Below are 25,332 nucleotides of genomic sequence, written 5' to 3' on the forward strand. Positions count from 1 at the left end.
CAGCACTGTCTGTGCCGCTTCGCCGCCCTCCTGAAGCTTCCCGCTTCGTGGTGAGCCGCGCATTCTACTCCTACCAACCTCTGTGTCAATACCGTGAGCAAATTTTTTCAGTTTCGTGACGATTTCAACTTCAAGCCACACGAACCTTCGCAAAGCGGCGCTTGCCGACCTGATAGATATGCTCGCTCCCAACGACACAAATTTGCTGCGCATCCTCGACGCGCTCGCTGTCGATGCGCACCGCGCCCTGACGGATCATCCGAATCGCCTCGGAGGTGCTGGCGACAAGTCCCGCTTCTTTTAATAGATTGGCGAGCGGCAATCCGGTGCGGTCGGCGCTGGTCACGATGATCGCTGGGATGTCGTCGGGCAGTGCGCCTTTTTGAAAGCGAGCGATGAAGGCGTCTTGTGCGTGACGCGCTTGGGTTGCACTGTGAAAGCGCGTCACCAGTTCTAAGCCGAGTTCAAATTTGATGTCGCGTGGATTCGCGCCTTCGCTCACGGCACGTCGCCAAGCTGCGATCTCGGATAACTCGCGGAAACTGAGCAGCTCGAAGTAACGCCACATCAGGTCATCTGAAATCGACATCAGCTTGCCGAACATCTCTTCGGGCGCATCGGCGATGCCAATATAGTTGCCGAGTGATTTGGACATCTTCTGCACGCCGTCTAAACCTTCGAGAATCGGCAGCGTGATGACGACCTGCGGTTCCTGTCCATCGGCTTCTTGAAGCTGACGGCCCATGAGCAGGTTAAATTTCTGATCGGTGCCGCCGAGTTCGATGTCAGCGCGGAGCGCCACCGAGTCGTAGCCCTGAATCAGCGGATAGAGAAATTCATGAATGGCAATCGGCTGGCCGGCTTTATAACGCTTGGAAAAATCGTCGCGCTCCAGCATCCGCGCCACTGTCTGGCGGGCGGCAAGCTGTACTAATCCGGCTGTTCCAAGCGCATCGAGCCACTGCGAGTTAAACAGAATCTGGGTTTTGTCTGGATCGAGGATGCGAAAGACTTGATCTTTATAGGTTTGGGCGTTTTGCTCAATCTCGGCGCGTGAGAGCGGTTTGCGGGTCGCGCTCTTGCCGGTTGGATCGCCGATCATGCCGGTGAAATCGCCGATCAAAAATAGAATTTCGTGTCCGAGTTCTTGAAACTGGCGCAATTTGTTGATGAGTACGGTATGACCAAGATGCAAATCCGGCGCGGTCGGATCAAAACCGGCTTTGATGCGCAGTGGCCGCCCCAGCTTGAGCTTGTTGCGCAGGGCATCGCGTAACAAAATTTCTTCGGTGCCGCGCTCGATGACGGCTAGTGCTCGCTCAACGGATTCCATAGTGGCTGTATCAGTCTGAATGGTTCAAAAGACGCGCTTCAGGGCGCACAGGGCGGGAGAGTACGACGTGCGGGGCGGATGAGACAAGCCGACGCCTTCGGCGTGAAACCTTGTTCCAGCGGGGACTTTGCGACTACACTAGCTCACAGGCGAAAACAACCCGTTATATTTTTTGGAATCATTGCAGATTTTTGATGATGCGTGACTATAAATTCAAACGCTCCGAATGGACGCTGCGCAACAAGCGTCGCTTCGGTTTCGGGACGGTCATGCGCATCGTCGCGTTGCTTGTAGCGGCCGGTGCCGGTTATGCGCTTTTTACGCATTTTGCGGATAAACCTGACCCCAGTGGCACGGGCACCCATCTGCCCGCTAATGTGATTCCGCTACAATTGCCGCCGCAACGGCCGCAATAAGCTGCAAGTGGATACGGGTTGTTATCGCAGACCTGTATCCAGCAGCAAACCATCCCATCAGGCCGAGAACGACGAGCCACAGCCGCAGGTTGTCGTCGCGTTCGGATTACGAATCACGAACTGTGCGCCCTGCAAGCCTTCGGTATAGTCGATTTCCGCGCCGAGCAGATATTGCAGGCTCATCGGATCGACCAGCAGTTTGACCCCATCGGTGACCACTTCGGTATCCCCGTCCTGCACGGCTTCATCAAAGGTGAAGCCGTACTGAAATCCAGAGCAGCCGCCGCCCTGAATATAGACGCGCAACATCAGCGCGGGATTGCCTTCGTCGCGGATCAGTGCAGCGACTTTGGCGGCGGCAGCGGTGGTAAACACAAGTGGGGCTTCGAGATCAGCTTCAGCATTCACGGCTATCGTGCTCCGGCGCAAAATACGTTGACGAGCGTAATAACGCAAAGATGCGTCTGCTTGTGCGCCGTTCAAGCGTTCACGGCAACAGCGCCAGCGCCTCTAAGCCGAGCGTTTCATCGAGACCGAACATGAGATTCATGTTCTGCACCGCCTGCCCGGCTGCGCCCTTGACCAGATTGTCGATCACGGATTGCACGATCACGCTGTTGCCTTGACGCGCCACCGCGATGCGGCAGTAATTCGATCCACGCACTGATCGCGTATCCGGACTGCCGCTGGTCAACACATCGACGAAGGGTTCATTGGCATAGCGTGATTGATACAGCGCCGTTAGATCGAGACTGGTATCAGTCAGTCGGGCGTAGAGCGTGGCTTCGATGCCGCGAATCATCGGCACCAGATGCGGCACAAAGGTCAGATTGATCGCCATGCCGGCGAAGGTTTCGAGATTTTGCGTGATTTCGGGCAGATGCCGATGCCCGCTCACCGCGTAGGCTTTAAAACTCTCGCCGACCTCAGCCATCAGCAGATTGGTCTCGGCTTTGCGCCCCGCGCCACTCACGCCCGATTTCGCATCCGCGATCAGCCAAGTTGGATCGACGGCGCGTTGTTCGAGCAGCGGCAAAAAACCCAGCGTCACGGCGGTGGGATAACAGCCGGGATTGGCAATCAGTCGCGCACTGCGGATCGCTTCGCGCTTGATTTCGGGCAGACCGTAGACGGCCTCGGCAAGCAGATCTGGGCAGTGATGCGGCATTCCGTACCACTGTTCCCAAACAGCGGGATCGGTGAGGCGGAAATCAGCGGCCAGATCAATCACGCGGGTGCCGCTTTCCAGCAGTTCGGGCACGGATTGCATCGCCGTGCCGTTGGGCGTAGCGAAAAAGACCAGATCACATTCAGCGAGTGCGCCGCGATCCGGCTCGGTAAAACACAGATCGAGCTGACCGCGCAGATGCGGGAACATCTCGGCCACGGGCAAACCGGCCTCAGTGCGCGAGGTAATCACCGCCAGTTCAGCCTGTGGATGACGCGCCAGCAGACGCAATAACTCGGCTCCAGTATAGCCGGTGCCGCCGACGATTCCGACTCGGATCATGCTCGATGCACTCCGCTAGTTATCAGGAGCAACCGCCACCGGAGGACGAGCCGCAACTGCCGCAGCCGCCGCCCATCTGTGGCAGATTGTTGAAAATAAAGGTCGCGTTGCCGTCGCCTTGATCGACAAAATCAATCTCGACGCCGCGCAGATAGTCGAGCGTGCCATCATCGACCACGACCTTAAAACCGTCGAACGCCAGCACACCGTCATCATCATTGATGACATCGGTAAACGTCATACCAAAGCTGACACCGCTACAGCCGCCAGCGGTAGCGAACACGCGCACGCCCTGCACGCTATCATCGACTTGTTGGAACAGATCGCTCATCTTCGCCTGCGCTGTTCCGGTCAGGGTTAGGTCGGCTTCAGTGATCGCCACGGACATGGTTGCTATCCTCTCGAAAAAGCGTGCAATACACGCGGAAAATGAGCGCGGGAGCGTAGCAGAAAGCTGACTGAAAATGCCAGTGTGGTTTTGTTGTGAGCGGCCAGCTATCAGCCGACAGCGGCCAGCTTTGGGTTAGACGCTGACTGGCTCAAAATCATCTTTGCCGACGCCGCATTCGGGGCATTTCCAGTCGGCGGGCACATCTTCCCATTTGGTGCCGGGCGCGATACCGTCATTCGGCCAACCCTGGGCTTCATCGTAAATCAGTCCGCAAACAAGACATTGATAGGTATTCATGGGCGATCACAACTCTTGGTGTTTGGAGCGGTTAGAAATGGCAAATGCTACGGATGGCTAACAGCAGTTGAATTAGTTCTACGTATTCAATGAGTTACGGAAAAAATGACAAAGTAGAACTAAAATAGCCCGCTATTCAGCGGGCTGGAGCAATCTATTCGCTTAACGATAGACTGAATTTACTTCAGCTCATCGGTTTCAAGCTGCTGCATCAGGCCGAAGCTCTTCACAAATGGATTAGCCATGCGCGGATCTTTGATTATCGCCTGATAATCGCCGACCTTGAATTTGAGCTTGCCGGTCATAAATGCAGTGCCCATGCCCATCATGCCAATGCCGTTTTCAACCCACTTCAGCCAATCTTTCAGATCGGCACGCATGTCCCAGTTTGGAGCTGGGTCGCTGTCTGACCAGCTTCCAGCACGCACACATTTGCCATTCTCGACTACAAACACGCCACGCGGGTTATCTTCATCTTTGAAGCCGCAGGTGATGACCGAGTTAAAGTCGATCTCGGCGAGCTTGTCGCACACTTCGGGTTCGTTGTTCCAAGCGTCCTTGAGCTGATTCATCCAGTCGGCAGAAAAAAGTGCGGACATGTCTAGCAATCCTCCAGGGGTGAGTCGTTAGTGTGTTGGTGCAACACAGGCGCGAACCTGTGTGGCCGAAGATTCTAACAGCATCGTCCCCCAATAATGATGGCCAAACGATTGCGTCCACGTCCACCCATCGGCGTGTATTTTGCTTTGCGATCCAGCGACCAGCTTGGCACAGCCCGTGCATCCTGCGGTTGCGCAACCTCCGATAGGTATAGAGCGTCAAAAAGCCGGAGCACGCCCTCATCGTCGCGTTGGGTCATGGCGCTGAACTTGACGCACCTCCCATTTGCCCCAATGATTCGCCGATTCTGTCGAGCCGCTGACCCACTTTGTCCTTAGGGAGACTGATCGAACATGCGCATGAATTTACCCGTCACGAACACAGAACAGGTGATGCGTGACGACCAACTGATCGTCTCAAAAACCGATCTTAAGGGACGTATCACCTATTTTAATCGGGATTTTCTCGATATCAGCGGTTTTTCGGAACAGGAGCTGATGGGTGCGCCGCAGAACATTATCCGTCATCCCGATATGCCGCCAGCGGCGTTTAAGGACATGTGGCAGACCATTCAGAAGGGTCGCCCGTGGACAGGATTAGTTAAAAATCGCTGTAAAAACGGCGATTTTTATTGGGTTGAAGCTAATGTTTCGTCATTGCGTGAGAATGGTCAGATTACTGGCTATATCTCGGTACGTCGCAAGCCGACCCGCGAGCAGATCGCTGAGGCGGAAGCGGTGTATGCGCGACTGCGGGCGGGCAAATCCGCCAAGCCGCTGTTTGCGCGGCTGTGGCAGCGCATCAACGATATGCAGATTCGGTTAGCATTGCCGCTCGGATTGCTGCTGATTACCGCCTGCTTTGCGCTGGCGATTGGGTTTGCGTTGAATAGTCTAAACAACACCACTCAGCAATTGCGCCACATCAATGAACACACTCAGGTGCTCGAAAACGCCTATCGCGGGATGCTCGATGCCGGTTTGCAGATGACCGCAGCGATGCGTTATCTGCTGCTAGAGCCACGCGATCAACAGGCCCGCGACAATGTGTTCAAATCGCGTGAACGGTTTAGCAGTAGCTTAAAAACGCTGCAAACACGCATTACTGATGATGTCGCGGCGCAGCGGGCGCTGGAACTCATTGACCAATCCTATCGTGAGCATCTTGCGATTCAAGAACGCATTTTGGCGTTGCTCAACGCCGGTGATCTAGCCACTGCAAAATACACCTATGATACCGAGGAAAACCCGACGTGGCGGCGCTACAAGGGGCTGATTCTGCCGTCACACAGCCGCTTGCAACTCCAGCTCGAAGCGGAACGCACCGCAACGATTGCCGCTGCCGAACAAGCCAATCAACAAGCGATTGTGCTGGCTGTCATTGCGGTGCTAGTCGCCATCCTGTTAGCCGTCTGGCTGGTGCGTAAGATCACTCGCCCGCTGCATCAGGCATTGGGTCATCTGGAAGCCTTGTCGAATAGTGATTATAGCCGTCGCATTCAAGCCGAGAATATCGACGAACTCGGCGAGATGCTCTTAGCGATTAAATCGGTGCAAGCGCGACTGGATTTTGATATTCAAGATGCCCTGCGCGTCAGTCAGGAAAATCTGCGCATCCGCATCGGCTTAGATAATGTCACGCTGCCGGTGACAGTTTCCGATGATCGCAATTGTTTGATTTACATGAATCAAGCCTGTTCAAATCTGTGGCACAAATTTGCGCCAGAAATTCGCCGACATAGCCCAAGCTTTGACCCCGATCAACTCATTGGTGGCACGCTTGCCCAGCATTTTGAAGATCCAGCCGTGGCCGCTGCTTATCGTGAGCAACTGACGCAAACAAAAAACTTTGAGATGGTCTTTGCTGGGCGCAATTTACAATTAACTGCCAGCCCAGTATTAGATGAGTATGGCCGCTATAGTGGTCGTGTGACGCAATGGTATGACCGCACGGCGGAATTTACCGCCGAACGCGAAGTGGCCGCGCTCATTCAAGCGGCAGCGGCAGGTGATTTCTCGCAACGCATTAATCTTCAGGGTAAAGCGGGCTTTTTCCTGCAATTAAGCGAAGGTCTCAATCGCTTATTAGAAATCGTCGCAACCGGTTTGGCCGATGTTGCTACTGTGCTCAAAGCAATGGCTGACGGCGATCTCAACCGCCGCATCGAAGCCGATTATGGCGGTACCTTCGGTCAAGTCAAAGACGATACGAATACGACAGTCGCCCGTTTGCGCGAAGTCGTCGGGCGGATTCTCGAAGTCTCAGACGCGATCACCACCGCCGCCGGTGAGATTGCCTCGGGCAATCAAGACCTCAGTCATCGTACTGAAGAACAGGCGGCGAGCTTGGAAGAAACCGCCAGCTCAATGGAACAACTCAACGCCACGGTCAAGCAAAACGCGCAAAACGCCGAGCAAGCCAATGAACTCGCGCAACACGCTAATATCATCGCTGCACGCGGTGGCGAGATGGTGCAGCGCGTGGTTGGCACGATGAGCCAGATTCAGGACTCCAGCCGCCGCATCGCTGACATCATCAGCGTCATCGACAGCATCGCGTTCCAGACCAATATTTTGGCGCTCAATGCCGCAGTCGAAGCCGCCCGTGCCGGTGAGCAGGGGCGCGGCTTTGCGGTGGTCGCTGCTGAGGTGCGCAATCTGGCGCAGCGCAGTGCGCAGGCGGCGAAAGAAATCAAGGAGTTGATTACCGATTCGGTGAGCAAGGTTGAGGGCGGCGCGACCCTGGCCACCCAAGCTGGTACAACGATGGCGGAGATTCTTGATGGCTTCCGGCAGGTCACGGTGCTGGTCAATGAGATTAGCGGTGCGTCCCGCGAGCAGAGTTCGGGCATTGAGCAAGTGACTAAAGCCGTGACGCAAATGGATGAGGTCACGCAGCAGAATGCCGCGCTGGTCGAGCAGGCCGCTGCCGCCGCTGAGAGTTTGGAAGATCAAACACGGGTGCTGGCGCAGGCGGTGTCGGTGTTTAAGCTCAATGCTGGTGGGATGGGCGGACGGCGATGAAACAACTGATTATCACCGGCGCCAGCTCCGGTATCGGGCAGGCTATCGCCGCCTGTTTTCTCGCCGACGGCTGGCGCGTGCTCAATCTCTCACGGCGGCCCTGCCCGGAGGCGGGAGTTGAGAATCTGACGGTCGATCTTGAATCAGCGGCGAGTCTCGATGCGCTCGCCACCGTGCTGCCGGCGCAGCTCGCCACCGAGGGGCGCATCTGTCTGGTGCATAACGCCGCGATCATGCGTACTGATCGTATCGACGCGCTGCCAGATGCCCAGTTCCGCGCCGTACTCGAACTCAATCTGCTCTCACCCAATCGCCTCAATCAGCTCATTGTGCCGCATCTGGGCGCGGGATCGAGTGTGCTCTATATCGGCTCAACGCTGTCAGAAAAAGCCGTGCCCGGAGCGGCCAGTTATGTGATCGTCAAGCACGCACTGGTCGGCATGATGCGTGCGACCTGTCAGGATTTGGCCGGACGCGGCATTCATACCTGCCTGATTGCACCCGGCTTTACCGACACGCCGCAAGTGCAGGCGCTGGTTGACGGTCATCCCGAACGGCTCGCGGCTATTACTGGGCTGAACGCCTTTGGTCGGCTGATTGATCCGGCTGAGATCGCTGCTGCGGTCGCCTATGCTGCCGAGTCGCCGCTGCTCAACGGCGCGGTGATTCATGCCAATCTCGGGCAGCGTGAACGCTGATGACCGCTCACGAAACACCCGCATCCAGCGAGCGGATCATCTGCATCAGCGGCGGCACTTCGGGCATCGGTGCCGGATTGGTCGCGGCGTTTTTGGATGCCGGAGATCGGGTTTACACCTGCGGGCGCTCGCCGAAAACCGTCGCGGCGCTCAACGCGCATTGGTCAGACGCGGTTGCCGCTGGGCGCTTGGTGGCGCTGATTGGCGATGTGACGGAAGCGGCATTTCGTCAGCAGTTGACCGCACGCTTAGCGCAAGACGCCGGACGACTCGATGTGCTGGTCAATAATGCTGGCGTGATTTGCGGCAGCGGCACGCTGGAAGAAAGCTGTCAGCAATGGCGCGAGACGCTCGAAACCAATCTCATCGCCCCATTTGCGCTGACACAAGTGTGTGCGCCGCTGCTCGATCAAGCGGCTGCGCCGGTGGTCATCAATCTGTCGTCAGCCTGTGGTCAGCATCCCTTTACGACCTGCACCTCGACGAGCTATTCCGTGGCGAAAGCCGGACTCGATATGCTCACGCGCCGACTGGCACTGGCGCTGGGGCCGCGTGGGATTCGCGTCAATGGCGTTGCGCCGGGAGTGGTGGAATCGGCGATGTGGCGCGGGGCGGAGGCGATCATGCACACCACGGTTGCACAGCGGCATGTGTTAGGTCAGCAGGTGGTGACAGCGGCGGATGTCGCGGCGGCAGTCTTGTTTCTCGCCTCACCACAGGCACGTCTCGTGACTGGAACGACCTTGAATGTTGATGCGGGTTATACATTAGGTTGATGATTTGATGCTGCTTCGGCAAAACGCAGCACATCAATGCCCGCGCCCGCTCGATGCGCCTGCTCGCTGATGCGCCGCCGCCACGCCCGCGCCCCGGGCTGGCCTTGAAATAATCCGAGCAGATGTCGGCTCATGGCATTCAGTGGCACGCCTGCGGTAAGTTGACGTTCTGCATACTGCATAAACGCCTCTAATACCTGTTGGCGCGTTGGGAGCGGCTGGTCATCGCCGAAGATGCGCTGATCGGCGGCGGCCAGAATCCAGGGATTGTGATAGGCGGCACGTCCGATCATCGCGCCATCGAGCCGCGTCAGCGATTCGAGTGCCGCATCGAGCGTGAGCAGACCGCCGTTGAGAACGATGGGCAGATTGGGGAAATCGCGTTTGAGATCAAACACGATGTCATAACGCAGCGGTGGGATGTCGCGATTTTCCTTCGGACTCAAGCCCTGAAGCCACGCTTTACGCGCATGAACAATGATCGCATCACAGCCCGCCGCCTCTAGCTGGGCGACAAATGCGACTAGTTCGGCATAGCTATCGTGCGCGTCGATGCCGATGCGATGTTTGACCGTCACGGGCAGCGGCACGGCCGCCCGCATCGCTGCAACGCATTCGGCCACCAACGCCGGTTCAGCCATCAGACAGGCACCAAACCGCCCGTTTTGCACCCGATCAGACGGACAACCGACGTTGAGATTGATCTCATCATAGCCGCACGCTGCCGCCATCCGCGCACACTCCGCCAACTCAGCCGGATCGGAGCCACCGAGTTGCAGCGCCAGCGGATGTTCCGCCGCGTCATAGCGCAACAAGCGTTCGCGATCACCGTGCAGCAGTGCGCCGGTGGTAATCATCTCGGTATACAGCAGCGTGTGGCGGCTGATAAGACGCAGAAAATAGCGGCAGTGACGGTCAGTCCAGTCGAGCATCGGTGCGATTGATAAACGCCGATTTCCAGACAGCGTAAGGCGTGGCGCTGGATCCTGCGTAGCATTTGACATGATTTATCACGATTCGATAGGTTTTATTGCATGAGCCACGTAAGTTGAGTTGCCTGTCCATTCTGTTCGCTCGTATAAAACCAACAACATTTACGAATAGGCAACCCAACTACGCCGCTATTTAGCTGGCCGCTGATAGCTGACGGCTGGAAGCGCGAATTTCCCGCTGCTGCAACTCCCACATCGCCGCATAGTGTCCGCCTGCATCCAGTAGCTCACGATGCCGCCCCTGCTCGCGGATGCGCCCCTGTTCGAGCACCAAAATCCGATCCGCATCCACCACAGTCGAAAGCCGATGCGCAATCACCAGCGTTGTATGATTCTCAGCGACTTCGGCTAGGGTCTGCTGAATCGCTTGCTCGGTGTGGCTGTCGAGCGAAGAGGTCGCCTCATCGAAAATCAGGATTCGAGGCCGCTTAAGAATCGCCCGCGCAATCGCCACGCGCTGTTTTTCACCGCCCGACAGTTTTAATCCACGCTCGCCAACCACCGTGTTCCAGCCGTCGGGCAGACTCTCGATAAACGCCCGAATATGCGCCATCTCTGCCGCTCGCTCGATCTCAGCACGGCTGGCCTCAGGGCGACCGTAAGCCAAGTTGTAATAAATGCTTTCATTAAAGAGCACCGTATCCTGTGGCACGATGCCGATTGCCGCCCGCAAACTTTCCTGCGTCACGGAGCGAATATTCTGTCCGTCAAGCACAATCCGCCCGCCGGTCACGTCATAAAAGCGAAATAGCAGCCGCGATAGCGTAGATTTGCCCGCCCCGCTATGCCCGACGACGGCAAGCGTTTGGCCCGGTGCGAGTGTGAAGTCGATGCCATGCAGAATCGGGCGCTCGGGTTGATAGTGAAAATCGACCTGCTCAAAACGAATCGCGCCCTCAGTGAGCGCCAGCGTCGGCGCATTCGGCTGATCTTCGATTTCTGGCTGACGCTCCAGCAGCTTGAACACTAAATCCATATCCGCCAGTGCGTATTTGATCTGCCGATACACAATCCCCAAAAAGCCAAGCGGAATAAACAGTTGCAGCATCAACGCATTGACCAGCACCAGATCGCCGACGCTCAACTGTCCAGCGACCACGCCCTGCGCGGCCAGCGTCATCATCAGGGTCACACCGATGGCGATGATCGCGCCCTGACCAAAATTGAGCACCGACATCGACGTTTGGCTCGCCACCGCCATTTCTTCCCATTCGGCCAGCGTGTCATCATAGCGTTTGAGTTCGAGCCGCTCGTTGCCGAAATATTTGACCGTTTCATAATTGATGAGACTATCAAAGGCTTGCGTATTGCCTTGCGAGTCCAGATGATTCATGCGGTGGCGGTATTCCATGCGCCATTCCGTAATCATGAAGGTAAAGGCAAAATAGACCGCGACTGTGCCAAAGGTGACCAGCACAAAGGACAGGTCATAACGTCCGATCATGATCGCCGCCACTAGGCTAAACTCCACCGCCACCGGCAGCACGCTAAACACCAGATAATTGAGAATGGTCGAAACCGAGCGCGTGCCGCGTTCCAGATCGCGGCTGACCGCCCCGCTCTGACGTTCGAGGTGATAGCGCAGTGACAGTCGGTGTAAATGCTCCAGCACCCGCGTTGACAGCCGCCGCATGGCGCGATACCGCACCCGCGCAAACACCACGTCGCGCAGTTCGTTAAACAGCGAGGCGCTGAGTTTGAGCACGCCATAGACCAGCAGCAGACTGACCGGCAGAATCAGTAACTGCGCCGTCGGCTCCTGAAAGGCATCAACGATGTCTTTTAAAATCAACGGCACGCCAACATTGGCCACCTTCGCCAGCACCAGACAGCCAATCGCCAGCGCCGCCCGTCCGCGAAACTCCCAGAGATAGGGCAACATGCCGTGCAGGTTGCGCCAATCGCGTCGATCATCATGCGGACGCTCGGTGGCAAAAATACGATTTAGTTGACCCTGGGTCTGCATAGCTGGCGGCTCAAGTCGTGTGTGAAACTGAATAAAACAAACAAAACAAGCAAAACAAATAACGCGAGAACCCCATGATGACCGATTCGCTCCCAGAAGGCACGGGCTGCGCCCTGCATGAACCCTTTGCCCTGCGCGTGCTCGGCGACGAGATGGAACCGGAGTTTCCCGACGGCTGCATCATTATCATCGAACCCAATGACCGCTGCCCAAATCCGAGTTACATCTTTGTCGAAGTCGAGGGCGTGCGCTGGTTTCGTCAATATGTGCGCGATGCCGAGGGCCGCGAGCGTCTAGTTGCACTCAACGCCCGCTATCCCGACATTGACCTGAGCGGGTTAGAATGGTCAGTGCTCGGCGTCATCATCCAGCGCAATGTCCGTCGCCAAGTGACGCATTACAACTATGCGTCATCGGCACCTTCTGCCGCCTAACATCCTAATTAGCTTGTATTTTTTGTGTGCCGCTGCTCCCAACCGGAGCGGCCCGCGCCTGATTTGTCTTGGAGAACTCCATGTCTGCCAGCCAGTTGACCACACCGCAGCCGCAGCCTGCCGCGACCCCGACGCCCACGCCAAGCGGCCCGCTCCCCGGTCAGGTGCAAGTCATTCGGCGCACTGGTCAGGTGACACATTTTGACCCCACTAAAATCACACTGGCAATGAGCCAAGCCTTTTTAGCCGTCGAAGGCGACTCGGCAGCAGCCTCGAGTCGTGTGTATGAGCGTGTCACCGCGTTGACAGATCAGGTGATCGCGGCACTGACGCGCCGTCTCTCCGGCGGCGGCACCGTTCACATCGAGGATATTCAAGATCAGGTCGAGCTGGCGCTGATGCGGGCAGGTGAACATCGTGTTGCTCGCGCCTATGTGCTCTATCGTGAAGCGCGTGCTCAAGAACGCGCCGCGCAGCAGGCGCTTGCGACGCCGCCGAGCGCCCCGCCGCCGCTCACCGTCACACTTGCCGACGGCTCGACGCGCCCGCTCGATGTCGCGCACTTGACGCGCTTAGTGGAAGAAAGTTGCCGTGATCTTGCGGCGGTTGATCCCGCAGCGATTTTGCGCGATACCCTGCGCAATTTATTCGACGGTGTGCGCGAAGCGGATGTGCGTCAGGCGCTGGTGATGTCAGCACGCACTTTAATTGAACAGGAACCAAACTATAGTCAGGTTGCAGCGCGATTATTGCTCGATATTTTGCGCCGCGAAGCATTGGGTTTGCTCGATTTAGCCGCCGGTATTGAAACGCAAACCGATATGGCCGAACGCTATCCGGCGTATTTTAGCGCCTATATTCAGCGTGCGGTCGCATTAGAACATCTCGACCCGCAGTTAGCGCACTATGATTTAACCCGCCTCGGCGCGGCATTGAAACCTGAGCGCGATCTGCAATTTACCTATCTCGGATTACAAACACTCTACGACCGCTATTTTATTCACACTACAAACGGCATTCGGTTTGAGCTACCGCAGGCATTTTTTATGCGCGTTGCGATGGGCTTGGCAATCAATGAGCAAGACCGCGAAGCCCGCGCTATCGAATTTTATGAGCTGCTCTCCAGCTTTGATTTTATGTGCTCAACGCCGACGCTCTTTAATTCTGGTGCCTTGCGCCCGCAATTAAGTTCCTGTTTTTTGACGACAGTCGCCGATGATCTCGACGGCATTTATAGCGCGATCAAAGATAATGCCCTGCTGTCTAAATTCGCCGGTGGCTTGGGCAATGACTGGACACAGGTGCGCGGCATGGGCGCACATATCAAGGGCACCAATGGCAAGAGTCAAGGCGTGATTCCGTTTTTGAAAGTGGCGAATGATACTGCGATTGCAGTTAATCAATGCTTCGCACCGGATACTCTGGTTTTTACCGCTGATGGCCCCAAACCTATTCAAGCGATCAAAGTCGGTGATTTAGTCCTCGGCCAGCGTGGGCGCTATCGTCAAGTTATAAATCATTTTGTTTATAAACAACAGACTGCACCAATGGTGCGCCTCACAATTAAACACGCGATTGACGATATTGAAGTCACGGACGGGCATCCCTTTTGGGCAATTCAAGGCGTGCCAATGGAACAAAGCATTGCACGCACATTAAAACAACTGGAAGCGGGACGCTTTAAGCCAGCTTGGATTCCTGCCGGCCAGCTTGCTCGCGGTGATTATGTGGCACAGGTGATTCCAACCGAAGTAGTGCCGCTTGCGGATTTTACTGAGGATGATGCCCGTCTATACGGTATTCTGCTCGGTGATGGCCATTTAAGTCGCGAACGCGAATTTGGCGTATCCGGCAATCCGCGTACTGATGCGAGTCATCTTGAATTTGTCCGTAATTATCTGAGTGAACGCGGTATTCATTTCTGGGAAGATCGGCGCAATACGACCTATGTACAAATTAAATGGAGCATAGGGCGTGGTTTAGCCCGCTGCGCGACCAGCGGACGCTATATTGGTACAGATCAAGGACATCTGCCATTTACGCATACCGACCTCTATGATAGCGAAGGCCGCAAACATATTGCACGCCGCTTTAGTCATTTACCGCTGAATCAAACAGTGGCGCTGATTCAGGGTTTGCTTGAAACGGATGGCAGTATTTCGCGTGGCGCTGAAATCTATTTCACCACCACTTCGCGCCCATTAGCTGAGGGCTTACGGTATCAACTCTTACGGCTGGGAGTGCCCTGTGCCGGTCAATATCGCGAACGAGATAATGCCCATCAAGGCATCCGTAGTGATGGCACAGTGATTAGCTTTCGTGGTGTCACCCGCACTTTTGATTTGCGGATTCCAGCGGTGCCGCAGATTGCCAATCGAATCGGTGTTCCGGCCTTGACTAAATATAATTGGTTTCGACTGGGAAATTGGATTTTTACGCGCATTAAATCCGTTACCGCAATACCAGCTATTCCAGTCATCCATGATCTCAAGGTTGAAGGCGATGAAACCTATATGACAGCAGCGGCGCTGGCTCATAACGGTGGCCGTAGAAAAGGCGCAGTGTGTGCCTATCTTGAAACCTGGCATATTGATATCGAAGAATTTCTCGAATTACGTAAAAATACCGGCGATGATCGCCGCCGTACCCATGATATGAATACCGCAAATTGGGTGCCAGATTTATTTATGAAGCGCGTTGCTGAGAATGGTGATTGGACGCTGTTTTCACCGGATGAAACACCGGATCTCCATGATCTCACCGGCCAAGCCTTTGAGCAGGCCTATTGTGATTATGAAGCACGCGCCGCTCGTGGGGAATTAGCGATTAGCAAGCGTCTCAAAGCCGTTGATCTGTGGCGCAAAATGCTGGCGATGTTATTTGAGACCGGACATCCCTGGATAGCTTTTAAAGACCCCTGTAATCTGCGCTATACCAATCAGCATGTTGGTGTCGTACATAGCTCGAATTTATGTACTGAAATCACCCTGCATACCAATGATGCTGAAATTGCCGTCTGTAATTTAGGCTCAATCAATCTAGCCGCGCATATCACCGAACACGGACTCGACACACATCGCTTGCGCCGCACCGTCAGAACGGCAATGCGGATGCTCAATAATGTCATTGATTACAACTTTTATACGGTTCCGCAAGCGCGAGCGGCAAATCTACGTCATCGTCCAGTTGGCTTAGGCTTAATGGGATTTCAAGATGCCCTGTATCAATTACGTATTCCCTATGCCAGTCAAGAAGCCGTTGCTTTTGCCGATCTCAGCACCGAATATCTCAGTTATTACGCGCTGGAAGCCAGCGCCGATTTAGCTGCCGAACGCGGGCGTTATGCGAGTTTTGACGGCTCATTATGGAGTCAGGGTATTTTGCCGATTGATAGTATTCGTCTGTTAGAACAAGGGCGCGGCGGCTATCTCCAAATCGACACCAGTCATACACTTGACTGGAATACGTTACGCAAGCGGATTCAAAATATCGGAATGCGCAATTCAAACTGTCTCGCGATTGCGCCCACTGCAACCATTAGCAATATCATCGGTGTCAGTCAGTCGATTGAGCCGACCTATCAAAATTTATTCGTAAAATCGAATCTTTCGGGTGAATTTACAGTTGTTAATCCCTATTTGGTCGCCGATCTCAAAGCACGCGGCCTGTGGGATGCGGTGATGGTCAATGATCTCAAATATTATGATGGGTCATTGCAGCCGATTGATCGGATTCCGGATGATCTCAAGGCACTCTATGCCACCGCATTTGAAATTGACCCGCGTTGGTTAGTTGAGGCGGCGAGTCGGCGACAAAAATGGCTCGATCAAGCCCAGAGTTTGAATCTGTATATGCAGGAACCCAGTGGTTATAAGCTCGACAATCTCTATAAACTCGCTTGGGTGCGCGGACTCAAAACGACCTATTATTTGCGCTCACTCGGTGCGACGCATGTTGAAAAATCAACCATAACTGATAGCAGTCGCGCTAATCGTCTGAGCGCAGTCGGTGGGAATTATTTTGGACGACAGGTGATGCAATTAAATGATACCACTGAGAGCGCGACGCGACCGTCTGCTTGCTCAATCCTTGATCCTGATTGTGAGGCGTGTCAATGAATAGCAACCCCGAATTACTCCGTCAGCAATTCATGGCGCATGGCCTATCACGCGCTGAACTCAATCCTGATCCAATTCAACAATTTCAGACTTGGTATGCGCAAACACTTGCCACCGATTTGCCCGAACCAAATAGCTTGACACTTTGCACAGTCAATACACTTGGGCAACCTTCAGTGCGCACGGTATTGCTCAAATTATATGATGAACGGGGTTTCGTATTTTTTACCAATTATACGAGCCGTAAAGCGCAGGAAATTGATGCAAATCCCCATGTCGCCCTGCTATTTCCCTGGGTGGCACTAGCCCGACAAATTCAAATTAATGGTCGCGCCGAGCGTATTACGACGGCTGAATCATTAGCGTATTTCACGACGCGCCCGCGTGGTAGTCAGATCGGCGCTTGGGCCTCGCCGCAAAGTCAGGTTATCAGCACGCGCTCGCTGCTGGAGACTAAGGTTGCGGAGATGGCACGGCGTTTCGCGCAGGGTGAGATCCCGTTGCCTGATTTTTGGGGCGGCTATCGCGTCGTGCCGGATAGGATTGAGTTTTGGCAGGGGCGTGAGAGTCGGCTACATGATCGTTTTCGCTATGTGCGACAGGCGGACGGCGGGTGGATGATCGAGCGGTTGGCACCGTGAGCGATGCTGTACAAAATTGCGTGCATGACGGTTGACAGCCGCCGCTGCGTTCGGCATAATGCGCGTCTCGATTAGTTCAGACTAATCACCCCATCAAGCGCCCGTAGCTCAGCTGGATAGAGTACCTGGCTACGAACCAGGTGGTCGGGAGTTCGAATCTCTCCGGGCGCGCCATATAAAACAAGCGATTAGTTAAGAAATTAGCTAATCGCTTTTTTGTTTTCTATTACTATCGCCCCTTATTTAATAAGGAGCGATATCAAAACTCAAAACCCTACCGCCCCGGCCGCACCAAACTCCCCAAACCAATCGTCTCCAGCGCATCGAGCAATAGCCGCCGCACCGAACCGGCATCCTCACATTGCAGCGCCACCTTGAGCACCTCGCGGGCGCGGGCGCGGCTAATGCTCCGAATCACTTTTTTCACCCGCAGCAAACTGCCCGCACCCATACTCAGGCTATGCACGCCCATGCCGAGCAATAAAAAAGTCGCCAACGGATCACCGGCCATTTCACCGCACACGCTGACTTCTTTACCATGCAACCGCGCACCGGTCAGAATTTGCAGCAATGCCCGTAATACTGCTGGATGATATTCGTTATAAAGCTTGGCAACATGCGGATTATTGCGATCAACTGCCAGTAAATATTGCGTCAGATCATTGGTGCCGACCGAGAGAAAATCGACGCGCCGCGCTAAAGCTTCTGCTTGATAAACAGCCGCCGGCACTTCAATCATCACCCCAATCGGCGGCATACGCACCTGATAGCCTTCTTCTAATAGCTCGTTATGGGCGCGTTGAATCAGCAGCAAGGCATCATCAACTTCGCCGACGGTGCTCACCATTGGCAGCAATAATTGTAAATTATCCAGCCCAATCGCCGCCCGTAACACCGCTCGCACCTGTGTTAAAAAGATTTCTGGATGATCGAGAGTAATCCGAATGCCGCGCCAGCCTAAAAAGGGATTGGCTTCGTGCATTGGAAAATAGGGCAGCGGTTTATCACCGCCAATATCCAGTGTGCGAATGGTGACGGGACGCGGGGCGAATAATTCCAGCACATGCCGGTAATTGCTCATTTGCGCCGCTTCGCTCGGAAAGCTATCGCGCACAATGAAGGGTAATTCGGTGCGATAGAGTCCAACACCGGCCGATTCTTCTATTCCCAACGGACGACTTTCTGATACCAGACCGGAATTTAAATACAGCGGAATTAAATAGCCGTCAGTGGTCTCGGCGGGTAAATGACGCAGGGCTTGTAATTCGCTGGTCAGTGCGGCGTCATCCTCAGCAAGGCGCTGATATTCCGCTCGCACCGCCAGTCCGGGCGAGACATAGACGCGCCCGCGATAGCCGTCTACCACCATTTCGCGCCCTTCGACGCGCCCAACTGGTAAATCCGCTACGCCCATCGCCGCCGGAACGCCCATGCCGCGTGCCAGAATGCCAACATGCGAAGAGCCGGAGCCGGTTGTTGAGACAATGCCAGCTAACTGCTCGCGGGGCACGGCGGCAATTTGCATGGCGCTGATTTCTTCACCGACCAGAATCGTTTGCGGCGGATATTGAATCGGCGTGGTATCGCGGTTTTGCAGGTGCATCAAAATGCAGCGCCCCAGATCGCGGACATCTGAGGCACGTTCGCGCAAATAGGCATCATCCATCGCATCAAACACCCGCGCATGTTCGGCGATGGTTTCGCGCAGTGCGCCCGGTGCCCAATTGCCAGCGCGAATCCGCGACAGGGTGCCATCAATTAAGGTGTCGCTCTCCAGCATCAGCCGCCACGCATCAAAGAGCGCCATATCTTCGATGCGTAAATGCACCTGGGTGCGGCTGGCGAAGCGGTCGAGATCGGCGACCACCTCGCGCACGGCACGGCGAAAATCCTGTGCTTCGGTGTCGGGATGTTCCGGGCGGCGATCCGGCACCGCTTCCAGATCGGCAGGCGGATAGACGACCACCGCTTGCCCGATGCCGATGCCGGGTGCGGCGGCTAACCCGGGCAGAAATCGCTGCGGAATCCCATCGTCTTGCAACCGCGCCAGCTCGCCGCTGGTACGCGCAAAGGTAATGGCACCGGCCAGTTGCGAGGCCAGCGTCATCACAAAGGTGACTTCATCTTCGCCAAAATGCCGCCGCTGGCGCTGCCGCAACACCAGCACGCCGAGCACTTTGCGATTCTGAATAATCGGTGCCCCTAAAAAACCGTGATAGCGTTCTTCACCGCTGTCGGTGATATTTTCGTAACGCGGATGATTCGCCGCATCATCGAGATTGATCGGTTCGGCGCGTTCGCTGACTAAACCAATCAGCCCGCGTCCGAGTTCGAGCCGGATGCGCCCGACGGCTTGACGGCGCAGACCGTCGGTAGCGTGCAACACATGACGATGATTATCGTAGTCATTGAGATAGACCGAGCAGACATCTGCGCCAACGGCCTGTTTGACTCGCTGCACGATGATCGAGAGCGCCTGCTCCAGATCGCTGGCGTTGTTAACTTCTTGAACAATCCGTCTAAGTGATTCAAGCATAACAGGTGCGGACGGGGCGTCCGTTAGTCACGGCGGCGAGCGGGACGTTTAGGGATAACTGTGGCGCAACCATCGCGGTGCCCCCGAGTACAGTTGACGGCGCTCGGGAACGCCATCGGGATAGAGAATCGGCGCTAATTCTTCCAGGGCCTGCTGATAAACATGGCGCTTAAAATACACAACTTCATAGAGCGGCTGCCAATACCGCACCCAGCGCCACGCATCAAACTCAGGTTTGTCGGTGCGGTCGAGGCAAAAAGCATCTTCACCACAATCGACGCGCAGCATAAACCAGACCTGTTTTTGCCCGACACAGATCGGGCCAGAACTGCTGTATTGACGGCGGATATACCGTTTGGGCAGATGATAGCGCAGCCAACCACGGGTACAGCCGAGGATGGTCACTTGCCGCTCACATAGCCCGACTTCTTCTTCAAGTTCCCGAAACATCGCCTGTTCTGGGGTTTCATCGGGATTGATGCCACCCTGAGGAAACTGCCACGCATTCTGGCCGAGGCGGCGTCCCCAGAATAAGCGGCGATCCCGATTGCTCAGGATGATGCCGACATTGGGTCTAAAGCCGTCATGGTCGATCAAGGGTGGGGTTCTCCCGGGCTGGTCGCTGAGGCATTCTTCCATAGAGCAGTCAGTTCCGGCAAGCCAGCACGGGCGCGAGAAGCGATTTCTAATCAAATGCTTGGTGCCTAGTGCGGGGGCGTGTTGGTGTGTCGCAATTAAGTGGTGAGGGAGGCGCGTTCAATGCACGAACTATCGTTGTGTCAGGCGCTGCTGGAACAGGTTGCGGACATCGCCCGCGAACACGGAGCGAACCGCGTAGAGCGGATTTGTCTGCGAATCGGGCCGTTAGCGGGCGTCGAACCGCAGTTATTGCAGCAAGCGTATCCATTAGTGGCCATCGGCACCATCGCCGAAACAGCCGAATTAGTGATTGAACCCGCCGAGATTCGCGTGCGTTGTACGCGCTGTGGTGCGGAAACCGTTGCAACCGCGAATCGTTTGTTATGTGGAGCCTGTGGTGCGTTTCAGACGCAGTTAATCAGCGGTGATGAATTGATTTTAGCGCATCTTGAATTAACACTGGCGGATTAAATTCAATTTATGCGCATTTATTGATTCATTGCTTGATTTTAGCACTCAGCACATTCTAAATACTGCCAGCTCGCACGCGGCGGCAACTGCGCCCGCGCAATTGCTGCTAGATACCCGGCCGCTGGAATCAGATGCGCAATCTGTGGCGGTTCTGTATTCCGCTGACGCGCCCGACAGAGGCCACGCCCGTCGCATTTGACATCCGCTTCTAAAGCTGTCCAAGCATATAAAAACTGTTCTAAGCGATCTGATTCCGAACACAGCTGTAAGCTGGCGAGTTGATCAACTGTAAACATTCGCCGTGCAATCGCCAGATAATTGGTGCGCGGGCAAATATGCTCGCAATCGACACCCAGCGCCGCATTGACACCCGCGCTCACGCCGACTAAAGCTAATTCATGGCTATGGCTGATGCTAAATGCTAACCACGCCGCCTCACCGTCTAAATAGGGTTTACCATTCGCCTGACGCTGAATAACGACTTCGCTGGGTGCGCACTGTAAATATTTCGCCAAAATGCGATTTAATCCGGCCTGTGTGCGTATTGAACGCTGCTGATGTACTGGATAACGCAAGGCTGCAATGCGCGTGCGTTGGGCAGCAGTTAATAGCTGCCACGCATCATGCGGATTCATTCCTTGCTCGCTGGTATCAATTCGCCATAGATGCAGCGCATCGGGTGCGAGATATAAATGGCGCGGTGCGCTGCGCCAATGCGGAATATCACCCGTATTCAGTCGCAATTCAGTCATCCGTCAATTCATCAAGCAATAAATCCAGCAAGCACGCGCCACAGGCGTCGAAACTGGGCGCTGTAGCCCGCGACACCCTATAATTAGGCGCATCATTCGCCACCTCTGCGCTTGCTACCGTCTGTACCGCCACACTATGACCCCAATCATCGCGCTCATCAGTCAGGAACTCGCCGCTCGTCCGGCCCAAGTTGAGGCGGCCGTGCGGCTGCTCGACGAGGGCGCGACTGTGCCCTTCATCGCCCGCTATCGCAAGGAGGCCACCGGCGGTCTTGATGATAGCCAGTTGCGTCATCTTGCAGAGCGGCTCGGCTATCTGCGCGAGCTGGCTGAACGGCGCGTGGCCGTGCTCAAAAGCATCACGGAACAGGGCAAGCTGACCGCCGAGCTTCAGGCCGCCATCGACGCGGCGGATACCAAACAGCGGCTCGAAGATCTCTATTTACCGTTCAAACCCAAGCGGCGCACCAAAGCGCAGATCGCCCGCGAAGCCGGTTTAGAGCCGCTCGCAGACACCCTGTTGACCAAGCCGACGCACGCGCCTGAGACGCTGGCCGCTGATTTCGTGGATGCTGGCAAGGGCATCGCCGATATTGCCGCTGCGCTCGAAGGGGCACGACAGATCTTGATGGAGCGATTTGCCGAAGATCCCGAACTCGCCGGACGCCTGCGCGAGCTGCTCTGGGAGCATGGCAGCTTGGTTGCGACCGTAATCGCTGGCAAAGAGCAAGAAGGCAACAAGTTCGCCGATTATTTCGATTATCGTGAGCCGTTGGCGAAGATTCCCTCGCATCGCGCACTGGCGCTGTTTCGTGGACGCAATCAAGGTGTGCTCAATCTGGAACTGCTCGCTGGCGCGGGCGATGATCCCGAAGCCACCTGTCGCGGACTGATTGCGGCGCGGTTTGGCGTCCGCGATCAGGGGCGGGCGGCGGATGCGTGGCTGCTGGACACCGTGCGCAAAGCCTGGCGCATCAAGCTGTTGACGCGACTGGATCTGGAACTCAAGGGGCGGCTGCTTGAGGCGGCAGAAGCGGAAGCGATTCGGGTGTTCGGCCTCAATCTCAAGGCGCTGTTGTTGGCTGCGCCCGCTGGACGGCTGCCGACGCTTGGACTCGATCCGGGACTACGCACCGGCGTCAAGGTTGCGGTGGTCGATGCAACGGGCAAGGTTGCCGCAACTGACACCATTTATCCGCATGTCCCAAAAAATCAATGGGATGCGTCGATTTCACGCTTGGCACAGTTAGCGCAAACTCACGATGTCAAGCTGATTAGCATTGGCAATGGCACCGCCTCGCGTGAAACCGACCGGCTGGCGCGTGATTTAATCGCTCGTCATCCGGAATTAGGCTTAAAATCGCTGGTGGTGAATGAAGCAGGCGCATCAGTGTATTCCGCATCGGAATTTGCTTCAAAAGAATTACCCGAATTAGATGTCTCCCTACGCGGCGCAGTTTCCATTGCGCGGCGCTTACAAGATCCGCTCGCGGAATTAGTCAAAATCGAGCCAAAAGCGATTGGTGTCGGTCAATATCAGCATGATGTTAATCAAACCCGCTTAGCTCGCACACTCGATGCGGTGGTTGAAGATTGCGTCAATGCAGTTGGCGTGGATTTAAATACCGCATCCGTGCCGCTATTAGCGCAAGTTTCTGGACTGAATCGCAGTCTCGCGGAAAATATTGTCACCTTCCGCGAAACGCATGGCGCATTTACCAGCCGCAAAAAATTGCTGGCCGTGCCGCGTTTTGGAGAAAAAGCCTTTCAGCAAAGCGCCGGATTTTTGCGGATTCCTGATGGCGATGAACCGCTCGATGCTTCCGCTGTGCATCCTGAAGCCTATCCGGTGGTACGCCGGATTGCGGAATTTACCGGAAAAGATGTGCGCGGTTTAATCGGTGATGCAGCGACCCTGCGCCGACTTGATCCAGCGGTTTTTACCGATGAGCGATTTGGTCTGCCGACGGTGAAAGATATTCTCGCGGAATTAGAAAAACCGGGCCGCGATCCGCGCCCCGAATTTAAAACCGCGCAATTCAAAGACGGTGTTGAAACCCTGAATGATTTAGCACCCGGCATGATTTTAGAAGGCACAGTTACCAATGTCACCAATTTCGGTGCCTTTGTTGATATTGGCGTGCATCAAGATGGTTTAATCCATATTTCAATGCTTGCAGATCGGTTCGTAAAAGATCCGCATGAATTTGTTAAATCGGGCGATTTAGTCAAGGTTAAAGTCTTAGAAGTGGATTTAATGCGCAAACGTATTGCCCTGAGTCGGCGTCTGGATGAACCCGTTGAGCGCCACGCTACGGCTGAACCGTCCGCGCCAAATAGCCGTCAAATGCGCCCATCTACAAATCAACATTCGCCGCGTTCCAATACGCGCCATACACCTGAACGCACGCCGACATCAACTGGAAACGGCGGGGCGCTGGCTGATGCCTTTGCGAAAGCGCGTAAAAAGTAAAAGATGAAACGGCGCACGGATAAAGCGGCGCTCGACCGGCTTATTGAAATTGCCCCATCGCCGATTCATGGTCACGGCTGTTTTGCACGCATTCCATTTAATCCGGGCGATTATATCGGCACCTTTACCGGAATTGAGGTAACTGAAGATGGCCCGCATGTACTCTGGGTTTATGATCCCGAACGCGGGGATGTAATGGGTCGGCGCGGAACCAATCATTTACGTTGGCTCAATCATAGCGATGCGCCAAATGCTGAATTTGATGGTTTTAAACTCTATGCCCGTTCAAGTATTGCTGTTGGGAGCGAACTAACCATTGATTATGGTACCGGTTCGCCATAAAGTATTCCACTCTATGATATGAGGTCGCCACAATGCAGGAACGTCCAATTATCAAAACCGCCATTCCGAAGCGGCGTTATCAAATCGAACGCTATGCTGCTTCACTCCTCGGCGAGATTGAAAGCGGCGATGGTCGGAATTATCGTTATTTACTTGCTTTTATAATGCAAGGTCAAACTGAACCAGTGCTCTATGTCTGCTCTGAGCCGACACCATTAGCCGAACGCGCTGCGGGTGCATATTGCTTGCGGGTTGTCAGTGAGAGTCTAACGGAAACGCTGGATATCAATAATGCTTGGGGTGATCTCGATCATTTTGCCGAGCAAGCACTTCAGGTTGGTGCGCAACTGTTAGGACTACCTGAATCGAGTGTGATGCGGTTACTTTAAGTGAACCTTATTCACGACTATTAGCTAGACAGCTATGAAAAATAGGCCGATTTTTTGATAATCGCTAGTGTATTTGGAGATTATGATATGTCGATTCATTCCCGCTTGTTTGCAGCAGTCGCGCTGACTGTATTAAGCAGTACCGTCACAGCAAAATGTCTCTCTAAACCAGATATAGCGCCAAATTGTCGCTATCCGCAGGGTGATGCGTGGTGTGGTGCCGTCAGAGGCTGAGGAATAGCTTTTTTGGTGGAAGCGCCAGATTCGTGACGAGGCAAAATTATGAAAATGATTCAGAGACTGTCTAAAAACTAAACTATTGATTTTGAAGTAGATTTTTTCGAGAATATGGCAAATTTTGCGAGTTAATTAACCCCACTCATATCGTGAATATGACTTCAGAAAAAAGCTCTTCGCCAAAATACCCAAGCGATATCTCCGATGAAGAATGGGAGATTGTCGAAAAAATCTTCGAAGAACTCGAGCCTTATACAACAGGCCGCCCAAGATCAAGTGATCTACGCGAAATCTTGAA

At 54.9% G+C, this 25,332-nt stretch carries 23 protein-coding genes and 1 tRNA gene; 12 read left to right on the top strand and 12 right to left on the bottom strand.

Annotation, left to right across the window (positions count from 1 at the left end):
- Positions 1 to 130: 130 nt before the first annotated feature.
- The gene (gene tyrS, locus BLW10_RS11490) at positions 131 to 1,333 is read right to left on the bottom strand and encodes a tyrosine--tRNA ligase (protein WP_091334846.1); all 1,203 of its coding nucleotides are present in this window, start codon (positions 1,331 to 1,333) and stop codon (positions 131 to 133) included.
- A gap of 194 nt (positions 1,334 to 1,527) precedes the next feature.
- Here tyrS and BLW10_RS11495 point away from each other — a divergent pair, with 194 nt between their 5' ends.
- The gene (locus tag BLW10_RS11495; RefSeq protein ID WP_091334848.1) at positions 1,528 to 1,749 is read left to right on the top strand and encodes a hypothetical protein; all 222 of its coding nucleotides are present in this window, start codon (positions 1,528 to 1,530) and stop codon (positions 1,747 to 1,749) included.
- 57 nt (positions 1,750 to 1,806) lie between these two features.
- Here the strand turns inward: BLW10_RS11495 and erpA are convergent, their stop codons facing one another.
- From erpA to BLW10_RS13825, 6 genes are all read right to left on the bottom strand, one after another.
- Positions 1,807 to 2,157: an iron-sulfur cluster insertion protein ErpA gene (erpA, locus tag BLW10_RS11500; RefSeq protein WP_091334850.1), complete on the bottom strand. Its 351-nt coding sequence runs from the start codon at positions 2,155 to 2,157 to the stop codon at positions 1,807 to 1,809.
- Positions 2,158 to 2,236: 79 nt separating this feature from the next.
- Positions 2,237 to 3,259, bottom strand: a complete 1,023-nt coding sequence (gene argC / locus BLW10_RS11505) for an N-acetyl-gamma-glutamyl-phosphate reductase (protein WP_091334852.1) — start codon at positions 3,257 to 3,259, stop codon at positions 2,237 to 2,239.
- 22 nt (positions 3,260 to 3,281) lie between these two features.
- Positions 3,282 to 3,647 carry a HesB/IscA family protein gene (locus BLW10_RS11510; protein ID WP_091334853.1) on the bottom strand — a complete coding sequence of 122 codons (366 nt, stop codon included), beginning with the start codon at positions 3,645 to 3,647 and terminating at the stop codon, positions 3,282 to 3,284.
- A gap of 135 nt (positions 3,648 to 3,782) precedes the next feature.
- The gene (locus BLW10_RS11515; protein WP_091334855.1) at positions 3,783 to 3,947 is read right to left on the bottom strand and encodes a rubredoxin; all 165 of its coding nucleotides are present in this window, start codon (positions 3,945 to 3,947) and stop codon (positions 3,783 to 3,785) included.
- A gap of 179 nt (positions 3,948 to 4,126) precedes the next feature.
- Positions 4,127 to 4,546, bottom strand: a complete 420-nt coding sequence (locus BLW10_RS11520) for an SCP2 sterol-binding domain-containing protein (protein ID WP_091334856.1) — start codon at positions 4,544 to 4,546, stop codon at positions 4,127 to 4,129.
- A 74-nt stretch (positions 4,547 to 4,620) separates the two neighbouring features.
- Positions 4,621 to 4,806, bottom strand: coding sequence for a hypothetical protein (locus BLW10_RS13825; RefSeq protein WP_143117063.1), 186 nt, complete (start codon positions 4,804 to 4,806; stop codon positions 4,621 to 4,623).
- 100 nt (positions 4,807 to 4,906) lie between these two features.
- Here BLW10_RS13825 and BLW10_RS14450 point away from each other — a divergent pair, with 100 nt between their 5' ends.
- Genes BLW10_RS14450 through BLW10_RS11535 form a run of 3 tightly spaced genes read left to right on the top strand, consistent with a single transcriptional unit; the run spans position 4,907 to position 9,044 of the window.
- Positions 4,907 to 7,570: a methyl-accepting chemotaxis protein gene (locus tag BLW10_RS14450; RefSeq protein WP_281241137.1), complete on the top strand. Its 2,664-nt coding sequence runs from the start codon at positions 4,907 to 4,909 to the stop codon at positions 7,568 to 7,570.
- Positions 7,567 to 8,268 carry an SDR family NAD(P)-dependent oxidoreductase gene (locus BLW10_RS11530; RefSeq protein ID WP_091334861.1) on the top strand — a complete coding sequence of 234 codons (702 nt, stop codon included), beginning with the start codon at positions 7,567 to 7,569 and terminating at the stop codon, positions 8,266 to 8,268. The genes BLW10_RS14450 and BLW10_RS11530 overlap by 4 nt, the downstream gene beginning before the upstream one ends.
- Positions 8,268 to 9,044 carry an SDR family NAD(P)-dependent oxidoreductase gene (locus BLW10_RS11535; protein WP_091334863.1) on the top strand — a complete coding sequence of 259 codons (777 nt, stop codon included), beginning with the start codon at positions 8,268 to 8,270 and terminating at the stop codon, positions 9,042 to 9,044. Before BLW10_RS11530 ends, BLW10_RS11535 begins: the two co-directional genes overlap by 1 nt.
- Here BLW10_RS11535 and dusA read toward each other — a convergent pair.
- Together dusA and BLW10_RS11545 are read right to left on the bottom strand one after the other, a co-directional pair.
- A complete protein-coding gene (gene dusA, locus BLW10_RS11540; RefSeq protein WP_091334865.1) occupies positions 9,029 to 10,048 on the bottom strand; it encodes a tRNA dihydrouridine(20/20a) synthase DusA in 1,020 nt (339 codons plus the stop codon). The genes BLW10_RS11535 and dusA overlap by 16 nt on opposite strands.
- 121 nt (positions 10,049 to 10,169) lie before the next feature.
- Positions 10,170 to 12,002, bottom strand: a complete 1,833-nt coding sequence (locus tag BLW10_RS11545) for an ABCB family ABC transporter ATP-binding protein/permease (protein ID WP_091334867.1) — start codon at positions 12,000 to 12,002, stop codon at positions 10,170 to 10,172.
- Between the two features lie 74 nt (positions 12,003 to 12,076).
- On the opposite strand from BLW10_RS11545, the gene BLW10_RS11550 reads away from it, so the two are divergent.
- The 4 genes from BLW10_RS11550 to BLW10_RS11565 all read left to right on the top strand — a co-directional run bounded on the left by BLW10_RS11550 (position 12,077) and on the right by BLW10_RS11565 (position 17,369).
- Entirely contained in the window at positions 12,077 to 12,436 is a 360-nt protein-coding gene (locus BLW10_RS11550; protein ID WP_091334868.1) for a S24 family peptidase, read from the top strand.
- An 80-nt stretch (positions 12,437 to 12,516) separates the two neighbouring features.
- Entirely contained in the window at positions 12,517 to 16,554 is a 4,038-nt protein-coding gene (locus tag BLW10_RS11555; protein WP_218139724.1) for a ribonucleoside-diphosphate reductase subunit alpha, read from the top strand.
- On the top strand, positions 16,551 to 17,195 hold the full coding sequence (gene pdxH / locus BLW10_RS11560; protein ID WP_091334870.1) for a pyridoxamine 5'-phosphate oxidase: 645 nt from the start codon (positions 16,551 to 16,553) through the stop codon (positions 17,193 to 17,195). The genes BLW10_RS11555 and pdxH overlap by 4 nt, the downstream gene beginning before the upstream one ends.
- 97 nt (positions 17,196 to 17,292) lie before the next feature.
- A tRNA-Arg gene (locus tag BLW10_RS11565) sits at positions 17,293 to 17,369 on the top strand.
- A gap of 100 nt (positions 17,370 to 17,469) precedes the next feature.
- Here BLW10_RS11565 and ptsP read toward each other — a convergent pair.
- Positions 17,470 to 19,731, bottom strand: coding sequence for a phosphoenolpyruvate--protein phosphotransferase (gene ptsP / locus BLW10_RS11570; protein ID WP_091334872.1), 2,262 nt, complete (start codon positions 19,729 to 19,731; stop codon positions 17,470 to 17,472).
- A gap of 48 nt (positions 19,732 to 19,779) precedes the next feature.
- Entirely contained in the window at positions 19,780 to 20,328 is a 549-nt protein-coding gene (locus BLW10_RS11575; RefSeq protein WP_091334887.1) for an RNA pyrophosphohydrolase, read from the bottom strand.
- 162 nt (positions 20,329 to 20,490) lie between these two features.
- On the opposite strand from BLW10_RS11575, the gene BLW10_RS11580 reads away from it, so the two are divergent.
- Positions 20,491 to 20,841 (top strand): hydrogenase maturation nickel metallochaperone HypA/HybF, encoded by a 351-nt coding sequence (locus BLW10_RS11580; protein WP_091334874.1) that lies wholly within the window; start codon positions 20,491 to 20,493, stop codon positions 20,839 to 20,841.
- A 38-nt stretch (positions 20,842 to 20,879) separates the two neighbouring features.
- Here the strand turns inward: BLW10_RS11580 and BLW10_RS11585 are convergent, their stop codons facing one another.
- Positions 20,880 to 21,593 carry a 4'-phosphopantetheinyl transferase family protein gene (locus BLW10_RS11585; protein ID WP_091334876.1) on the bottom strand — a complete coding sequence of 238 codons (714 nt, stop codon included), beginning with the start codon at positions 21,591 to 21,593 and terminating at the stop codon, positions 20,880 to 20,882.
- A gap of 136 nt (positions 21,594 to 21,729) precedes the next feature.
- Between BLW10_RS11585 and BLW10_RS11590 the strand changes: the two genes are divergently transcribed.
- The 3 genes from BLW10_RS11590 to BLW10_RS11600 are packed head-to-tail and all read left to right on the top strand — an operon-like array spanning position 21,730 to position 24,797.
- The gene (locus tag BLW10_RS11590; RefSeq protein ID WP_091334879.1) at positions 21,730 to 24,066 is read left to right on the top strand and encodes a Tex family protein; all 2,337 of its coding nucleotides are present in this window, start codon (positions 21,730 to 21,732) and stop codon (positions 24,064 to 24,066) included.
- 3 nt (positions 24,067 to 24,069) lie between these two features.
- Complete coding sequence (locus BLW10_RS11595) at positions 24,070 to 24,408, top strand: SET domain-containing protein (RefSeq protein ID WP_091334881.1); 339 nt, start codon at positions 24,070 to 24,072, stop codon at positions 24,406 to 24,408.
- 32 nt (positions 24,409 to 24,440) lie between these two features.
- Positions 24,441 to 24,797 carry a hypothetical protein gene (locus BLW10_RS11600; protein ID WP_091334883.1) on the top strand — a complete coding sequence of 119 codons (357 nt, stop codon included), beginning with the start codon at positions 24,441 to 24,443 and terminating at the stop codon, positions 24,795 to 24,797.
- Positions 24,798 to 25,332 lie beyond the last annotated feature (535 nt).

Source organism: Allochromatium warmingii (assembly GCF_900107145.1).
Taxonomy (GTDB): domain Bacteria; phylum Pseudomonadota; class Gammaproteobacteria; order Chromatiales; family Chromatiaceae; genus Thermochromatium; species Thermochromatium warmingii.

What these genes read in the sequence shown, in the direction of transcription:
- argC (WP_091334852.1), bottom strand. Translation starts at nt 3,259, where the DNA reads ATGATCCGAGTCGGAATCGTCGGCGGCACCGGCTATACTGGAGCCGAG.
- BLW10_RS11510 (WP_091334853.1), bottom strand. Translation starts at nt 3,647, where the DNA reads ATGTCCGTGGCGATCACTGAAGCCGACCTAACCCTGACCGGAACAGCG.
- BLW10_RS14450 (WP_281241137.1), top strand. Translation starts at nt 4,907, where the DNA reads ATGAATTTACCCGTCACGAACACAGAACAGGTGATGCGTGACGACCAA.
- BLW10_RS11555 (WP_218139724.1), top strand. Translation starts at nt 12,517, where the DNA reads ATGTCTGCCAGCCAGTTGACCACACCGCAGCCGCAGCCTGCCGCGACC.
- BLW10_RS13825 (WP_143117063.1), bottom strand. Translation starts at nt 4,806, where the DNA reads ATGACCCAACGCGACGATGAGGGCGTGCTCCGGCTTTTTGACGCTCTA.
- dusA (WP_091334865.1), bottom strand. Translation starts at nt 10,048, where the DNA reads ATGTCAAATGCTACGCAGGATCCAGCGCCACGCCTTACGCTGTCTGGA.
- BLW10_RS11585 (WP_091334876.1), bottom strand. Translation starts at nt 21,593, where the DNA reads ATGACTGAATTGCGACTGAATACGGGTGATATTCCGCATTGGCGCAGC.
- tyrS (WP_091334846.1), bottom strand. Translation starts at nt 1,333, where the DNA reads ATGGAATCCGTTGAGCGAGCACTAGCCGTCATCGAGCGCGGCACCGAA.
- BLW10_RS11530 (WP_091334861.1), top strand. Translation starts at nt 7,567, where the DNA reads ATGAAACAACTGATTATCACCGGCGCCAGCTCCGGTATCGGGCAGGCT.
- ptsP (WP_091334872.1), bottom strand. Translation starts at nt 19,731, where the DNA reads ATGCTTGAATCACTTAGACGGATTGTTCAAGAAGTTAACAACGCCAGC.
- BLW10_RS11595 (WP_091334881.1), top strand. Translation starts at nt 24,070, where the DNA reads ATGAAACGGCGCACGGATAAAGCGGCGCTCGACCGGCTTATTGAAATT.
- BLW10_RS11535 (WP_091334863.1), top strand. Translation starts at nt 8,268, where the DNA reads ATGACCGCTCACGAAACACCCGCATCCAGCGAGCGGATCATCTGCATC.
- BLW10_RS11550 (WP_091334868.1), top strand. Translation starts at nt 12,077, where the DNA reads ATGATGACCGATTCGCTCCCAGAAGGCACGGGCTGCGCCCTGCATGAA.
- BLW10_RS11580 (WP_091334874.1), top strand. Translation starts at nt 20,491, where the DNA reads ATGCACGAACTATCGTTGTGTCAGGCGCTGCTGGAACAGGTTGCGGAC.
- BLW10_RS11520 (WP_091334856.1), bottom strand. Translation starts at nt 4,546, where the DNA reads ATGTCCGCACTTTTTTCTGCCGACTGGATGAATCAGCTCAAGGACGCT.
- BLW10_RS11600 (WP_091334883.1), top strand. Translation starts at nt 24,441, where the DNA reads ATGCAGGAACGTCCAATTATCAAAACCGCCATTCCGAAGCGGCGTTAT.
- BLW10_RS11545 (WP_091334867.1), bottom strand. Translation starts at nt 12,002, where the DNA reads ATGCAGACCCAGGGTCAACTAAATCGTATTTTTGCCACCGAGCGTCCG.
- BLW10_RS11515 (WP_091334855.1), bottom strand. Translation starts at nt 3,947, where the DNA reads ATGAATACCTATCAATGTCTTGTTTGCGGACTGATTTACGATGAAGCC.
- BLW10_RS11590 (WP_091334879.1), top strand. Translation starts at nt 21,730, where the DNA reads ATGACCCCAATCATCGCGCTCATCAGTCAGGAACTCGCCGCTCGTCCG.
- BLW10_RS11495 (WP_091334848.1), top strand. Translation starts at nt 1,528, where the DNA reads ATGATGCGTGACTATAAATTCAAACGCTCCGAATGGACGCTGCGCAAC.
- pdxH (WP_091334870.1), top strand. Translation starts at nt 16,551, where the DNA reads ATGAATAGCAACCCCGAATTACTCCGTCAGCAATTCATGGCGCATGGC.